Origin of the sequence: Micromonospora sp. NBC_01405 (genome assembly GCF_045040155.1) — a bacterium.
Classification (GTDB): Bacteria; Actinomycetota; Actinomycetes; order Mycobacteriales; family Micromonosporaceae; genus Micromonospora.
On the sequence record NZ_CP109532.1, the window covers coordinates 1,904,568 to 1,919,497 of the forward strand.

Sequence of the window (14,930 nt, forward strand, 5' to 3'; positions counted from 1 at the left end):
CCCTCGGTCACACGCCGAGCAGGGTGCGCAGGTGGCGCGGGGGCGGGCAGTCGTGGGCGAGCATCGCGTCGTGCCACTCGCGCACCGACACCCCGTCGGGGCGCAGCGCGGCGATCTCGGCGATCTCGCTGTACCCGACGAAGTAGGTGGAGAGCTGGGTGGAGGTGAGCAGCGCCCGCCGCCACTTGCCGGCCGCCTCGCCCTCCTCCTGGAAGCCCCGGCCGGTCATCAGCGCCATCGCCTCGGCCTCGGGCAGGTCGTCGCAGTGCACGAGCTGGTCGAGCAGCGCGTTGATCGTCATCCGGAGCTGCATCTTGAGCTGTTGCAGCCGCACCGGCAGGCCGCCGAAGCCGAGGCCGGCCATCAGCTCCTCGGTGTAGACCGCCCAGCCCTCGATGAACGTCCCGGACTCGGCGAGCGCCCGGACCCGGGTGCGGCCGTCGTACCGGCGGGCGTGGGCGAGCTGGAGGAAGTGCCCCGGCATCGCCTCGTGCACGGTCAGGTTGCGGATCATGTGGTCGTTGTACTCCCGGTAGAACGACTCGACCCGCGCCGCCGGCCAGTCCGCCGGGGTGGGCGCGATGCAGTAGAACGTCGGCACGTCCGCCGTCTCCAGTGGGCCGGGCGAGTCGCAGTACGCCACCGCCACGCCCCGGGCGAACTGAGGCATCTCCTGGATCACGCACGGGTCGTCGACCAGGGTGACCAGGTCGCGGGCGCGGACGAAGTCGGTCGCCTCGTCGAGGGTGACCGAGGCCAGGTCGACGATGGTGTGGTCGTCGGGGTGCTCGGCGGCCAGCAGGTCCAGCGCCCGGCGTACCGTCTCGTCGTCGCCCGCGCCGCCGACCAGCTCGACGGCCGCCTCGCGGATCTCGGCGGTGACCCGGTCCAGGTTGGCCCAGGCTCGGCGCTGCACCTCGGCGGCGCCCAGCTCCGTGTCGAGGGTGTGCCAGAGCCGGGCCTCCCAGCGCCGCCGGCCGAGCCGGGGGTCGCGCCCCGGGCCGGCGTCGGCCGCCAGGCCGGTGCGCAGCCAGGCCACGAACTCCTCCAGCGCCGCGATCGCCGCGGTCGCCGCCGGCTCCACCCGGTCGTGCAGCGCGGGCACCTCGGCCAGCAGCCGGGGCACCTCGTCGCGGACCAGGGCCGCCGTGCCGGTGAACTGCCCGACCGCCGTCTCGGCGTGCACCCGGGGCATGTCCCGCAGCGTCGCGCGCGCGGTCGCCAGGGCGTCCGGTACGGCCGCGAGCCGGCCGGCCAGGCTGGTCAGCCGCACCTCGGCCGGGGCGTACGGGCGGGCGAGCAGCGCGTGCAGCAGCGGGCCCGGGTTGTACAGCAGCGGATCCCACTCGGGCGCCCGGATCTCGTCGGCCTCGAACAGCTCCCGGTCGACCAGGGCGGTGAGCAGGGCGTGGTCGACCCGCTCCTCGACGTCGAGAGCGTCCGGGTCCAGCTCGGCGAGCGCGTCGGCGGCGTCCCGGAGCATTTCCCGGTCGGCGGCGACGGCAGTGGCGGACAGGTCCGGCAGCCGGTCGTCACACCGGTGGTCGCCGGCGGACATCGCGAGGCCGGGCCGGCTCTCCAGCAGGGCGTCGACGATCCGTTCGGCACGGGGTGCGAAGGATGACATGCGACGACCCTAGCGGGGGGAGCCGGCCCGGCGTTCGACGTCAGTTGGGCCGGTTGCCCGCCTTGTCCACCACGCCCCGGCTCAGCACTGCGGTGGTGGCGGTGAGCATCCCGGCCTTGCCGGTCTCGGTGTCCCGGACGAGGTAGGACCGCTCACCGAGGTACTCGAAGCTGGTCCGGTCGAAGATCCACTCCGTGCGCGTGCCGAACTCGTCGGTGCGGCCCACGGCCACCCCGGTCCGCCCGGCGGCGTCAACGGACTCCGGCACCAGGACCGCCCCCGGGATCTTCGCCGCCGCGCGGTAGAGGGCGGCGTTCACCTGGGGCGGCAGCAGGCTCTCCCGCAACGCCTCACCGATGTAGTCGAAGGCCGCGACGTCGCGGGGCAGGTCCTGCGGCTTGACCTCGGCGTAGATGTGCTGGAGCAGCGCGTCCGGGTTGGTCGGCAGGTTGGCGTACCTACTGTTCGGCGTCGAGTGTTTCACCGTGAACGTCTCGCCCCGCTCGCGGGCCAGCGCGTCGCCGCTGGACTGGGGCAGCCACAGCTCGCGGTCGTGCACCTCGTCGAGCACCTGCCGGTTCACCCCCGCTTCCTTCGGGCCGTCGTTGCCGTCCTCGGGGAAGACCAGCCACGCGACCCTGCTGCGGACGTAGACGAACTTGCCGTCGGCCACCGGCGACGCCGCCGGCTTGGCGGCGGCCACCAGGGCGACCTGTTCCATCAGCGGCGCCACCCCTGCGGCCTCGCCCTGCAACACCTTGACGTACTGGTTCGCCGGGGTGCCCCGCTCGGGGTCCCCCCCGGGCAGCCCGATGGTGGCGACCAGCACGGCGGCCAGGGCGGTGGCGGCCACCGGCGGGGCGAGCCACGCCAGCAGACGTCGGGGCCGGGGCGACGGCCGGGCCGGGGATGCCGCCGGAGATGGGGCGATCTCGCGCATGAAGGCTTCCTTCAGGACGTGATGGCGGTCGGCGGACAGCTCCTGCTCCGGCGGTGATGGCACCAACCGGGCGAGGGCGTCGCGCTCGGCAGGATCAAGCCGTGGGTTCATCGGTTCATCTCCTGGATCGACCGGGCCGCGGATGTGCGGCCACCCTGTACCTGTCCGCGAACCGGCGCGGGTTCCCGGGCCGGAGGCAGGGCAACCGCCGGCGTCGGGGCGAGCGCCTGCTCGGCCAGGGCGCGCAGTTTCGTCCGGGCCCGGGACAGCCGGGACCGGACCGTGCCGATCGGCACCCCGAGCGCCTCGGCCGCCGTGGCGTAGTCCAGCCCCGACCAGACGCAGAGCGTGAAGACCTCCCGTTCGGCCGGCCGCAGGGCGCGCAGCGCCGCCCTGGCCGCCAGCAGCCGTTCGGCGTCGTCCATCCGGTCGGTGACCGCTTCGGCGAAGTCCGGGACGGTGTCGGCACGCGGGATCCGGGCCAGCGCGGCCCGGTGTCGGCGGGCCGCCCGGCTCGTGTTGCGCAGCACGTTCGTGGCGATGCCCAGCAGCCACGGGAGCACGCTGTCGCCGTCGGGCCGTAGCTTGCCGCGCAGTCGCCAGGCCTCCAGGAACGTCAGTGAGACCACGTCTTCGGCGGTGCTCCGGCAGCCCGTCGACCGGAACGCGTGCCGGTACACGACGCGGGCATGTTCCTCGAACAGCTGCCCGAACGCTGCTCCGTCGCCGGCGCGGAGCCGGGCGCGATATGAACTGTCCACACCCCCTCCTGTCCGCTCGCCCGCCCGGGTTCCCACCGGGCCGGCACGAGATTCGGCGGATCGGGGCCTCCGGCGGCGGCACAGAACCCCGCCGGGTCGCGTTCGCGCCGGACCGCACGCTGCCGCCACCACCCGGTGGGGCCTGCCGCGGCCGATCCCGCGTCTGCGGGTCAGGCGGTGCGGGTGGCCCGTTCGGCGGCGCGGAAGGCGTCCGCGTACGCCAGGGCGGCACGGCGCAGCGCCGCCTCGGGGTCCAGGCCGTTCTCCCGGGCCGCCGCGACCGTGGCCAGCAGGCTCGCGCCGAGCCGCGCCTCCGCCGGGTCGACCTGCGAGTCGGGCAGGGGCACCGGGACGGCCAGGCCGACGCGGGCGGCGCGCTCCAGGATCTTGCCGGCCAGGGCGAGCGCGGGCAGGCTCGGCGCGATGCCGTCCAGCACCGAGTCCCGGGCCTTCTCCTCCCGCTTGATCCGCTCCCAGTTGGCGGTGATCTCGTCCAGGGTGACGGCCTGGTCGTCGGCGAAGACGTGCGGGTTGCGCCGGATCATCTTGTCCACCAGGCCGCCGGCCACGTCGTCGACGTTCCACCGCTCGCCCTCGGGCAGTTCCTCGGCCAGCCGGGCGTGCAGCAGCACCTGGAGCAGCACGTCGCCCAGCTCCTCGCGGAGCGCGTCGGTGTCGTCGGCGCCGATGGCGTCGTACGCCTCGTAGCACTCCTCGATCAGGAAGCCGGCGAGGCTGCGGTGGGTCTGCGCCCGCTTCCACGGGTCACCGCCGGGCGAGGCCAGCCGGTCCATCACCTCGACGGCGTCGAGCAGCCGGGCCCCGGGCGGGTCCCACGAGCCGTACATCAGCTCCAGCTCGGCCAGGCCCGGCTCCCGGGCCAGCCGCAGCCCCAACTCCCGGGCCAGCGTCTCGTCGCCCACCGGGCCGGCCAACCAGACCACCGTGCCGTGCGCCGCCGCCGCGTCCAGCAGCGCCGGCGTCGCCGGGCCGTCCGGCACGGTCACCGCGCCACCCGCCGCCCGCACCGCGGCGGTCAGCTCGCTCTCCGCCCCGGCCAGCACCGGGTTGCCGCGTACGACGTCCCAGGCGGCGGCGGTCAGCAGCCCGACCGGGAGCCGGGGCGAGGTGACCAGCAGGACGATCCGGGCCGTCATACCCCGGGGGTCGCCGGGGCGGCAGACTCCGTGGCCGGGGCGTCGGGGGTGGAGATGTCGGTGACCGGGCCGTCCTGGTCGATGTACGGCAGCGAGTAGAAGACCAGCGACTGACCGGTGCTGACCACCGACGGGACGCCGATCGGCCGGTACCGGGGGTTGATCGAGGCGCCGGCCTTCTCCGCCTCCTCCTGGAGGGCCGAGCTGAGCGCGGTGGCACCGCGCACGAAGCCGCCCCCGCCGCCTTCGCCGGTCTCGCCGAACGCCTGCCGGACTTCGGCGACGCTCAGCCCGGACTTAATCGCCCCGGTCTTCTCGATGGCGCCATAGACAGCCATGATCGACTTGTCGCTCACCTCGACCGGGGGCAGCTTCGCGCCCAGCACGGCGGAGATGTCCACCCACTCGCCCCACAGCTTCGCGTACTCGGCGGCGGCCGGGATCCGGAGCTGCTGCTCCAACTGCTCCGGCTTGACCTCGTCGGGCACCTGGAGGCCCTGCGCGGCAACCACCCGCTTGCCCAGATCGATGCTGACCAGCAGGTTCAGCACGTCCTGCCGGGTCACCGAGGTGCGCAGCTGCTCCGGCGACGGGGTGGCCCCGGACTTCCCGGCCTCCGCGCTCACGGCGGCGGCATACATCGCCCGGGCGTTGTCGTAGATCTCGTCCACCCGGTCGACGGAGTACCTCGTGTCGCCGACGTACGCGGCGACGTCCGGCGCGGACTTCCCGCACGCACCGAGGGAGAGGGCACCGAGGGCCGCGACGCTGGCGGCGGCGATGAGACGGCGAGCACGCATGTCCGTCACTCTCTCATGCGTGCCCACCGGCCATGACGCCGCCCACCGCCCGGCGCTGGTCAGCGTGCGCCCCGCCGCGCCCCCGGCCCGGCCCGCCGAGGCCCGCCCCGGCCCGCGAGCCGGCTCACCGGGCGCCGATCCCGGCCGGCCGGGCCGCGGCGGCCGGATCGCCGAGCACGTCGGAAAGGAGCTGCGCGCACCACTGGAGCAGCGCCTGGTCGCGCAGCGGCTCGCCGCCCATCCGGCGGGTGCTCGGCCGGGGCACGCTGACCTGGTCGTTTGCGGACTTGTAGACCGAGTCGGGGTGGTACCGCTTGAGCCGGAGCTGCTTCGAATCGGGCAGCGGCAGCGGGCCGAACCGAAGGTGCTTGCCCTGCATCGAGACGTCGGTGAGGCCGTACCGGCGGGCCAGCAGCCGGAACCGGGCCACCGCGACCAGGTTCTGCACCGGGGCGGGCGGCTCGCCGTACCGGTCGGTCATCTCGGCGACCACCTCGCGCAGCCGCTCGTCGTCGCGGGCCTCGGCCAGCTTGCGGTACATCTCCAGGCGCAGCCGCTCCACCGAGACGTAGTCGTGCGGCAGGTGCGCGTCGACCGGGAGATCGATCTTGACGTCGGCCTCCTCCTCGGGACGCTCGCCCTTGAACGTCTGCACCGCCTCGCCGACCATCCGGACGTACAGGTCGAAGCCGACGCCCTCGATGTGGCCGGACTGCTCGCCGCCGAGCAGGTTGCCCGCGCCCCGGATCTCCAGGTCCTTCATCGCCACGTACATGCCGGCGCCCAGCTCGGTGTGCTGGGCGATGGTGGCCAGCCGCTCGTGGGCGTGCTCGGTGAGCGGCTTCTCCGGCGGGTAGAGGAAGTACGCGTACGCCCGCTCCCGGCCCCGGCCGACCCGGCCCCGGATCTGGTGCAGCTGGGACAGGCCGAGCAGGTCGGCCCGCTCCACGATCAGGGTGTTGGCGTTCGGGATGTCGATGCCCGACTCCACGATCGTGGTGCAGACCAGGACGTCGAACTCCTTCTCCCAGAAGCCGACCATGACCTTCTCCAGGGCGTCCTCGCCCATCTGGCCGTGCGCCACCGCGACCCGGGCCTCGGGCACCAACTCGCGGAGCCTCCGCGCCGCCTTGTCGATCGACTCGACCCGGTTGTGCAGGTAGAACACCTGGCCGTCGCGGAGCAGCTCGCGGTGGATGGACGCGGCCACCTGCCGCTCGTCGTACGCCCCGACGAAAGTCAGCACCGGATGCCGCTCCTCCGGCGGGGTGGCGATGGTCGACATCTCCCGGATGCCGGTGATCGCCATCTCCAACGTCCGCGGGATCGGGGTGGCCGACATGCTCAGCACGTCGACCGAGGCGCGCAGCGTCTTCAGGTGCTCCTTGTGCTCGACGCCGAAGCGCTGCTCCTCGTCGACGACCACCATGCCGAGGGACTTGAACCGGGTGGCGGTCTGGAGCAGCCGGTGGGTGCCGATCACAATGTCGACGGTGCCGTCGGCGACCATCTCCAGGGTCCGCTCGGACTCCTTCGGCGTCTGGAAGCGCGACAGCTGCCGGATCTCGACCGGGAACTGACCCATCCGCTCGGCGAACGTGTTGTAGTGCTGCTGCACCAGCAGGGTGGTCGGCACGAGCACCGCCACCTGCTTGCCGTCCTGGACCGCCTTGAACGCCGCCCGTACCGCGATCTCGGTCTTGCCGTACCCGACGTCGCCGCAGATCAGCCGGTCCATCGGGACGGTCTGCTCCATGTCCCGCTTGACCTCCTCGATGGCGGCCAACTGGTCGGGCGTCTCCTGCCAGGGGAAGGCGTCCTCCAACTCCCGCTGCCACGGCGTGTCGGGCCCGAACGCGTGCCCCTTGGACGCCTTCCGCGCGGCGTAGAGCTGGATGAGCTGGGCGGCGATCTCCTTGACCGCCTTGCGGGCCCGGGCCTTGGACTTCTGCCAGTCCGAGCCGCCCATCTTGTGCAGGGTGGGCTGCTCGCCGCCGACGTACCGGGAGAGCTGGTCGAGCTGGTCGGTGGGGACGAACAGCCGGTCGCCGGGCTGGCCGCGCTTGCTCGCGGCGTACTCGATGACCAGGTACTCCCGGGACGCGCCGTTGACGGTGCGCTGCACCAGCTCGACGTACCGGCCGATGCCGTGCTGCTCGTGCACCACGTGGTCGCCGGCCTTCAGCTCCAGCGGGTCGATGGTGTTGCGCCGCCGGCTCGGCATCTTGCGCATGTCCCGGGTCGAGGTGCCCCGGCCGCCGGTGACGTCGTTGCCGGTGAGCAGCGCGAACCGGGACGCCTCGTCGACGAACCCGCTGGTCAGGCCGCCACAGGTGACCAGCACGCCGCCGGGCTCGGGCGCGTGCGGGACCTCCTCGGCGAACCGCGCGCCGAGGCCGGCGTCGCCCAGCACCTCGACGGCCCGCTGGGCGGGGCCGTGGCCCTCGAAGACCAGCGCGACCGACCAGCCCTCCCCGGCCCAGCGCTTGAGGTCGTCGACGAGGCGGGGGGTCTCGCCGTGGTACAGCGGGGCCGGCTGGGCGGCCAGGGTCACCGCGATCGCGTCGTCGGGCGTGACGTTGACCTCGGTCGGCCCGTCCTCCCAGGGCTGGGGAGCCGGGGCGGTGGCGTCCGCCTCCACCAGGCCGAACGGGGCGAGGGTCCACCAGGGCCGGCGCAGGGCGCGGGCGTGCGCCCGTACGTCGGCCAGGGTCTTGAAGGCGGCGGCCCCGAGGTCCACCGGGGCCTGGCCCCCGACGGCGGCGGCGGCCCAGCTCGCCTGGAGGAACTCGTCGGAGGTACGGACCAGGTCGTGCGCCCGGGTGCGGATGCGCTCGGGGTCGCAGAGCAGCACGTGGGTGCCGGCCGGCATGCAGTCCAGCAGCAGCTCCAGCGAGTCCGCGCCGACCAGCGCGGGGGCCAGCGACTCCATCCCCTCGACCGGGATGCCCTCGGCCAGCTTGTCCAGGATCTCGGCCAACTCCGGGTGCTCGGCGGCGAGCGCGGCGGCCCGCTTACGCACGGCCGGGGTGAGCAGCAACTCCCGGCACGGCGGCGCCCAGAGCAGCGGTACGGCCTCGATGGTCCGCTGGTCGGCGACGGCGAAGGTGCGGATCTCCTCCACCTCGTCGCCCCAGAACTCGACCCGGGACGGGTGCTCGTCGGTGGGCGGGAAGACGTCGAGGATGCCGCCGCGCACCGCGAACTCACCGCGCTTGGTGACCAGGTCCACCCGGGCGTACGCCATGTCGGTGAGCCGGCGGGCGACGTCCTCCAGATCCGCCTCGTCGCCGACGGCGAGCTGCACGGGCTCCAGGTCGCCGAGGCCCTTGAGCTGCGGCTGGAGCAGCGAGCGGACCGGCGCGACGACCACCCGCAGCGGACCGGCGCACCCATGCGCGTCGGCGGCGTCGGGGTGGGCGAGCCGACGCAGCACCGCCAGCCGCCGGCCGACGGTGTCGGAGCGGGGCGAGAGCCGCTCGTGCGGCAGCGTCTCCCAGGACGGGAAGACGGCGACCTGCTCGGCCGGGAGCAGGCTGCCCAGCGCCGAGGCCAGGTCGTCGGCCTCCCGGCTGGTGGCGGTCACGGCCAGCACGGGCCGCCCCGCGCCCCCGGCGGGCCCTCCCTCGGGCCCCGCACCCGGTGCCGGCCTCCCGGCGGGTCCGGCGGCTGCGACCGGGTCGGCGGCGACGGCGGCGACGGCGAACGGGCGCAGTGCCGCCGGGGCGGTCAGGTCCAGCCCGTCGACCTGTGCGGCACCGGAGCGCGCCAGGTCACGCGCCCGGGCCAGCCCGGGATCGGCCAGGGCGGCGGCGAAGAGTCCGGTGAGCAATCTGATCACTTCCCAGCGACGCGGTCGTGGCACACGACAGTTCCCCCACGCCCGGCCCGGACGGGGGGTTGACAACACCCCACCCTATCCCCGTCCCCCCACCCCCACCCCCCTCCCGCCCTCCCCACCCACCCACCCCGAGCCCCCGTGGGCGCGCAAATTCACGGAATTAGTGGTGTCAGACCCCTCCCGAGGCCACGAATTCCGTGAATTTGCACGGCCTGGGGGCGTATGGGGTGAGGGCGACGTCCATCTGCCGCAGGCCTACCCGCCCTGCCCCGCCGGGCGGCGCGGCGCGGCCCGGCACAGGGTGCGGGGCCGCCCGGCACAGGGTGCGGGGCGGGGCGGCACAGGGTGCGGGGCGGGGCGGGGCGGGGTGCGGGGCGGGGGCGGGGGCGTGCTCGATCCGGGGGGAGATAGAGGGCTGGTCGAGGCGGGGGCGGCCCTCGTCGGCATCGACTCGATCAACATCGACGACATGAGCCCGGCAGCTCGGGGTGAGCGCCCGGCGCACAGTGGCCTGCTGGCGGCCGGGATCCCGATCGTGGAGCACCTGACCGGTTTGGACGCGCTGCCCCCGACCGGCTTCCGGTTCACCGCCGCGCCGCCGAGGGTGGCCGGGATGGGCACCTTCCCGGTACGCGCGTTCGCCGTCCTCGACGCCTGACCACCACCCGCTTCCGAAATCAGCGACAGATCCCGCACATCTAGGTCTTCCGCCGCGCAGCCACCTCGATGTCACGCATCTTGAGTTGACCTTGCCAATGTCGAGCCGGCCGTCAGGCAGCCCGCATCGCGCCGGAACTGAGACCCGCCAGCAACCGCCGGGAGATGCGGGCGAGCGCACGCGACTGCGCCCGGTCGATCGGCCAGCGCTCGACGTGCTCGCCGGCGGAGAGTTCGAGCAGCAGACCGGACGGCGGGGTGGGTCCGACGTCCATCCGCCACAGGCCGAGTCGCACCTGGAACACCTCGTCGCCGCGGACCGCCGCGTCGATCAGGTGGGACAGGTGCAGCCCACCCGACACGGCGCAATCGGCGCCGCGAAGACACCAGGACGGGTGGGGATGGTTCGGTAGGTTGCTCATGGGCCGGGCTCCTTCCCGGTCAAGGCCTGGGGAGCGGAGTGCCACCTCCACCCCGGGCCGCCCTTTGTTCAGTAGGCAGAACCTGCCACGGCTGCCCGCCACAAAGCTAGCACTACCTGTCATGTTAGGCCAGTACCTGAGCGCACTTTTCATTGACGCTTCGCACCAACCGTGATCACATGGCCTTACCTGCCACGGAAGTAAGCCCATGCCTGCGTACACGAAGAAACAACGACTCATCGAGACCCTGACCGAGCGCATCGAGTCGGGCGAGTATCCACCGGGAGCAAAGCTGCCCTCCGGCACGGAACTGTGTGCCGAGTTCAGCGTCTCCCGCCAGGTGGTCCGCTCGGCGATCGACTGGCTCAAGGCTCGCGGGCTGGTCGAGGGCGCCCCGGGCGCCGGGGTGTTCGTGCGGGAGCCCGACGGTCGGTAGCGCACGCTGATCCGGCGCTGCACGGAGTCGACGACGGACTCTCCCCGTACCGGATGATCAACTGTGGGTCGGTGTGGCCGAGATCGACGTCGAAGACGACCACCGCGGCCGGGCAATAGGCGGCGAGCGCCCGGGTCACGGCGGCCCAGCCCGGCACCACGGCCCGGTGCCACGGCCCGGCGAAACGCCCCAAAACGGGAGTATCGCCCCTAGGCTGGCCAGGTGGACGAGGAGCCGGACATCCCGGTGCGCGACTGGCTGCCCCGCGCCGCCGCCCTGCTGGTCGGCACGCTGGCGCTGGCCGCCGCGTTCATCGCCGCGTACGTGGGCGCGCTGCACCAGCCCACGCCCCGCGACCTGCCGGTCGGGGTGGTCGTCGGCGACCAGCACGCCGAGGCCGTCATGGCCGCCGTGCGCGGCCGGACCGACACGATCGAGCCCGTCGAGTACGGCGACGCCGAGGCCGCCGACGACGGGCTGACCGCCCGCGAGGTGTACGGGGTGCTCACCTCCACGCCCGAGGGCGGGCTGCGCCTGGCCACCGCCAGCGCCTCCGCGCCGGCCGCCACCGACGTGGTCGAGCAGGTGCTCGGCCAGACCGCCCGGGAGGCGAACCTGCCGCTCCAGGTCACCGACGAGGTGCCGGTCACTCCGAGCGACCCGCGCGGCCTCGTCCCGTTCTACCTCGCGGTCGGCTACGTGCTGGGCGGCTACCTCGCCTCCACCGCCCTGGGCCTGAAGATCGGCACCGCGCCCCGGAGCCTCGCCCGCGCCGGGCTGCGAATCGCCGCCCTCGCCGCGTACGCGGTGGTGCTCGGCGTGGTGGGCGCGCTGATCGTCGGGCCGGGGCTGGACGTGTGGGACCACGACGTGCCGGCGGTCGCCGCAGTCGGGGCGTTGGCTGTCTTCGCCGCCGCGATGGTCGCCGCCGCGGTGCAGGGCTGGCTCGGGCTGCTCGGCACCGGGCTCGTCATCCTGCTGCTGGTGGTGCTCGGCAACCCCGGCTCCGGCGGCGTCTACGCACCGGAGTTCCTGCCCACCTGGCTGCGCGGGATGCACCTCTGGAACGTGCCCGGGCTGACCACCGACCTGATCAAGTCGGCGGTCTACTTCGACCGCCGTTCGATGACCTGGCCGGTGGGCGGGCTGGTGCTCTGGGCGGCGCTCGGCGTCGTGGGATTGCTCACGGCCGCGCTGGTACGCGGCCGGCGCGGCACCGCCCGACGGCCGACCACCACCGCCCCAGCCAGCACGGATGCCCGATCCGCGGAGTGAGGGCAGCGGCGGCAGCCGGGCGTCGCAGGGAAGGGACGAGCAGGACCCCTTCCTTCCCGAAGGGTCGGCGCGGATACGATCCAGGAAGTCGGACAGCGCTGTCCTTCGTTCTCACGTAAGGAGCGCATCGTGACCGACCAGTACGACCACGACGGCCCCGACGCCGCACTGCGGGCCGACATCCGCCGCCTCGGCACGCTGCTCGGGCAGACCCTCGCCCGGCAGGAGGGCCGCCCGCTGCTCGACCTGGTCGAGGAGATCCGCGCCCTGGTCCGCTCCGACGTCCCCACCGCCGCGCAGCGCCTCGGCGGCCTGGACGTGACCACCGGGACCAAGCTGGCTCGAGCCTTCTCCACCTACTTCCACCTGGCCAACATCACCGAGCAGGTGCACCGGGCCCGGGACCTGCGCCGCCGCCGGGCGGTGCAGGGCGGCTGGCTCGACCAGGCGGCCAAGATGATCGCCGAGCGCGGGGTGCCGGCCGAGGAGATCGCGGCGGCGGCCCGCCGGCTCGCGGTCCGGCCGGTGTTCACCGCCCACCCGACCGAGGCCGCCCGCCGGTCGATCCTGTCGAAGCTTCGGGCGATCGCCGACGAACTGGACGCCGAGACGGCCAACGCGATCCTCTACGGGGCCAGCGACGAGGGGCCGGCGAACCGGCGCCTCGCCGAGCTGCTGGACCTGATGTGGCAGACCGACGAGCTGCGGCTGGACCGGCCGGACCCGACCGACGAGGCCCGCAACGCCATCTACTACCTGCGCGACCTGTACGCCGAGGCCGCCCCGCAGGTGCTCGACGACCTCGCCGACACGCTGCGCACCCTCGGGGTGGAGACCGCGCCGACGTCCCGGCCGCTGACCTTCGGCACCTGGATCGGCGGCGACCGGGACGGCAACCCGTTCGTCACCCCGGCGGTCACCCGGGAGGTCCTGCAGATCCAGCACGAGCACGGCATCGCGGCCACCGAGGCGGCGATGGAGCACCTGATCAAGGAGGTGTCCGTCTCCCGCCGGCTACGCGGGGTGTCGCTGGACCTCTCCGCCAGCCTCGCCGCCGACCTCGACGCGCTGCCCGAGGTGGCGGCCCGGTTCCGCCGGGTCAACGCCGAGGAGCCGTACCGGCTGAAGGCCCGGTGCGTGAAGGCGAAGCTGGCCAACACCCGGGAGCGGCTGCGCCGGGGCACCCCGCACGTGCCGGGCCGGGACTACCGGGGCTCGGCCGGGCTGGTCGCCGACCTGGAGCTGCTGCGCGCCTCGCTGGCCCGCAACTCCGGCAAGCTCACCGCCGTCGGCCACCTCGCCTCCACCATCCGCACGGTGTCCGCGTTCGGGATGCACCTGGCGACCATGGACGTGCGGGAGCACGCCGAGAAGCACCACGAGGTGCTCACCCAGCTCTACGCGGCCGTCGGTGAGGTGTCCGACTACCCGTCGCTGAGCCGCCTGGAGCGGACCAAGCTCCTCGCCGACGAGCTGACCGGCCGCCGGCCGCTGTCGACGCTCGACACCCCGCTGACCGAGAGCGCCCGCAAGACGTTCGACGTGTTCGGCACGATCCGCGAGGCGCAGGACCGGTTCGGCTCCGAGGTCATCGAGTCGTACATCATCTCGATGACCCTCGGCGTGGACGACGTCCTCGCGGCGGTGGTGCTGGCCCGCGAGGCCGGGCTGGTCGACGTGCACAGCGGCCGGGCCCGGATCGGCATCGTGCCGCTGCTGGAGACCCCGGCGGAGCTGGACTCCGGCGGCGAACTGCTGGACGAGCTGCTGTCGCTGCCCGCGTACCGGGCCCTGGTGACGGCCCGCGGCGACGTGCAGGAGGTGATGCTGGGCTACTCCGACTCGAACAAGGAGGCCGGCATCACCACCAGCCAGTGGTCGATCCACCGGGCCCAGCGGGCGCTGCGCGACGTGGCCGCCCGGCACGGGGTGCACCTGCGGCTGTTCCACGGCCGGGGCGGCACCGTCGGGCGCGGCGGCGGCCCCACCCACGACGCGATCCTGGCCCAGCCGTACGGCACCCTGGACGGCGCGATCAAGGTGACCGAGCAGGGCGAGGTCATCTCCGACAAGTACACCCTGCCGGCGCTGGCCCGGGAGAACCTGGAGCTGACCGTAGCCGCGGTGCTCCAGGCGACCCTGCTGCACACCGCGCCCCGGCAGCCCGCCGAGATGCTGGAACGCTGGGACGCGTCGATGGACGTGGTCTCCCACGCGGCGTTCCGGTCGTACCGGTCGCTGGTGGAGGACCCGGACCTGCCGGAGTACTTCTGGGCGTCCACCCCGACCGAGCTGCTGGGCGCGTTGAACATCGGCTCCCGCCCGGCGAAGCGGCCCAACACCGGGGCCGGCCTGGCCGGGCTACGGGCCATCCCGTGGGTGTTCGGCTGGACCCAGACCCGGCAGATCGTGCCCGGCTGGTTCGGGGTGGGTTCCGGGCTGGCGGCGGCGCGCGAGGCCGGCCTGGAGGACGTGCTCGCCGAGATGCACCGCAACTGGCACTTCTTCCGCACGTTCCTGTCGAACGTCGAGATGATGCTGACCAAGACCGACCTGAGCATCGCCCGCCGGTACGTCGAGACCCTGGTGCCCAAGAAGCTGCACCCGATCTTCAACAAGATCGAGCAGGAGTACGAGCTGACCAAGCAGGAGGTGCTGGCGATCACCTCCTCGCCGGCCCTGCTGGAGAACTCGCCGGTGCTCCAGCGCACCCTCGCGGTGCGGGACACCTACCTGGAGCCGCTGCACCACCTCCAGGTGGCGCTGCTGCGGCAGTACCGGGACTCGGGCGCGGCCGGCCGGGCCGTGGCCACCGCCCCGGGCGGCCGGCGCGCCCCCAACGACGGGACGGCGCTGGAGCGGGCCCTGCTGACCACGGTCAACGGCATCGCCGCCGGCATGCGCAACACCGGCTGAGACGCCAGGAAGGTCCCCCGCCGGCGCATCTCGCCCGGCAGGGGACCTTCCTCACGCGCGGTCGGTGTCAGTGGCACGGGCGCGGGCGCGTCGGGCAG

Annotated in this window: 10 protein-coding genes and 1 pseudogene; 4 read left to right on the forward strand and 7 right to left on the reverse strand. The window is 73.7% G+C overall.

Features of this window, described 5'->3' with window-relative positions:
• Nucleotides 1-7: 7 nt before the first annotated feature.
• From OG559_RS07335 to mfd, 6 genes are all read right to left on the reverse strand, one after another.
• The gene (locus OG559_RS07335) at nucleotides 8-1,627 is read right to left on the reverse strand and encodes a DUF885 domain-containing protein (protein WP_405113688.1); all 1,620 of its coding nucleotides are present in this window, start codon (nucleotides 1,625-1,627) and stop codon (nucleotides 8-10) included.
• Nucleotides 1,628-1,667: 40 nt separating this feature from the next.
• On the reverse strand, nucleotides 1,668-2,678 hold the full coding sequence (locus OG559_RS07340) for a CU044_5270 family protein (RefSeq protein ID WP_405113690.1): 1,011 nt from the start codon (nucleotides 2,676-2,678) through the stop codon (nucleotides 1,668-1,670).
• On the reverse strand, nucleotides 2,675-3,328 hold the full coding sequence (locus OG559_RS07345) for an RNA polymerase sigma factor (RefSeq protein ID WP_405113692.1): 654 nt from the start codon (nucleotides 3,326-3,328) through the stop codon (nucleotides 2,675-2,677). The genes OG559_RS07340 and OG559_RS07345 overlap by 4 nt, the downstream gene beginning before the upstream one ends.
• Nucleotides 3,329-3,498: 170 nt before the next feature.
• Entirely contained in the window at nucleotides 3,499-4,485 is a 987-nt protein-coding gene (locus OG559_RS07350; RefSeq protein ID WP_405113694.1) for a nucleoside triphosphate pyrophosphohydrolase, read from the reverse strand.
• Complete coding sequence (locus tag OG559_RS07355) at nucleotides 4,482-5,285, reverse strand: hypothetical protein (protein ID WP_405113696.1); 804 nt, start codon at nucleotides 5,283-5,285, stop codon at nucleotides 4,482-4,484. The genes OG559_RS07350 and OG559_RS07355 overlap by 4 nt, the downstream gene beginning before the upstream one ends.
• A gap of 124 nt (nucleotides 5,286-5,409) precedes the next feature.
• The gene (gene mfd / locus OG559_RS07360; RefSeq protein WP_405113698.1) at nucleotides 5,410-9,117 is read right to left on the reverse strand and encodes a transcription-repair coupling factor; all 3,708 of its coding nucleotides are present in this window, start codon (nucleotides 9,115-9,117) and stop codon (nucleotides 5,410-5,412) included.
• Nucleotides 9,118-9,541: 424 nt separating this feature from the next.
• On the opposite strand from mfd, the pseudogene OG559_RS07365 reads away from it, so the two are divergent.
• Nucleotides 9,542-9,784, forward strand: a pseudogene (locus OG559_RS07365) (cyclase family protein); the annotation flags it as partial.
• A 112-nt stretch (nucleotides 9,785-9,896) separates the two neighbouring features.
• Here the strand turns inward: OG559_RS07365 and OG559_RS07370 are convergent.
• On the reverse strand, nucleotides 9,897-10,205 hold the full coding sequence (locus OG559_RS07370) for a hypothetical protein (protein ID WP_405113700.1): 309 nt from the start codon (nucleotides 10,203-10,205) through the stop codon (nucleotides 9,897-9,899).
• A gap of 208 nt (nucleotides 10,206-10,413) precedes the next feature.
• On the opposite strand from OG559_RS07370, the gene OG559_RS07375 reads away from it, so the two are divergent.
• From OG559_RS07375 to ppc, 3 genes are all read left to right on the forward strand, one after another.
• Entirely contained in the window at nucleotides 10,414-10,641 is a 228-nt protein-coding gene (locus OG559_RS07375) for a winged helix-turn-helix domain-containing protein (RefSeq protein ID WP_396669381.1), read from the forward strand.
• Between the two features lie 222 nt (nucleotides 10,642-10,863).
• Nucleotides 10,864-11,916, forward strand: a complete 1,053-nt coding sequence (locus OG559_RS07380; protein WP_405113702.1) for a hypothetical protein — start codon at nucleotides 10,864-10,866, stop codon at nucleotides 11,914-11,916.
• A 129-nt stretch (nucleotides 11,917-12,045) separates the two neighbouring features.
• Nucleotides 12,046-14,832: a phosphoenolpyruvate carboxylase gene (ppc, locus tag OG559_RS07385; protein WP_405113705.1), complete on the forward strand. Its 2,787-nt coding sequence runs from the start codon at nucleotides 12,046-12,048 to the stop codon at nucleotides 14,830-14,832.
• Nucleotides 14,833-14,930 lie beyond the last annotated feature (98 nt).

What these genes read in the sequence shown, in the direction of transcription:
- OG559_RS07355 (WP_405113696.1), bottom strand. Translation starts at nt 5,285, where the DNA reads ATGCGTGCTCGCCGTCTCATCGCCGCCGCCAGCGTCGCGGCCCTCGGT.
- OG559_RS07350 (WP_405113694.1), bottom strand. Translation starts at nt 4,485, where the DNA reads ATGACGGCCCGGATCGTCCTGCTGGTCACCTCGCCCCGGCTCCCGGTC.
- OG559_RS07370 (WP_405113700.1), bottom strand. Translation starts at nt 10,205, where the DNA reads ATGAGCAACCTACCGAACCATCCCCACCCGTCCTGGTGTCTTCGCGGC.
- OG559_RS07335 (WP_405113688.1), bottom strand. Translation starts at nt 1,627, where the DNA reads ATGTCATCCTTCGCACCCCGTGCCGAACGGATCGTCGACGCCCTGCTG.
- OG559_RS07375 (WP_396669381.1), top strand. Translation starts at nt 10,414, where the DNA reads ATGCCTGCGTACACGAAGAAACAACGACTCATCGAGACCCTGACCGAG.
- OG559_RS07340 (WP_405113690.1), bottom strand. Translation starts at nt 2,678, where the DNA reads ATGAACCCACGGCTTGATCCTGCCGAGCGCGACGCCCTCGCCCGGTTG.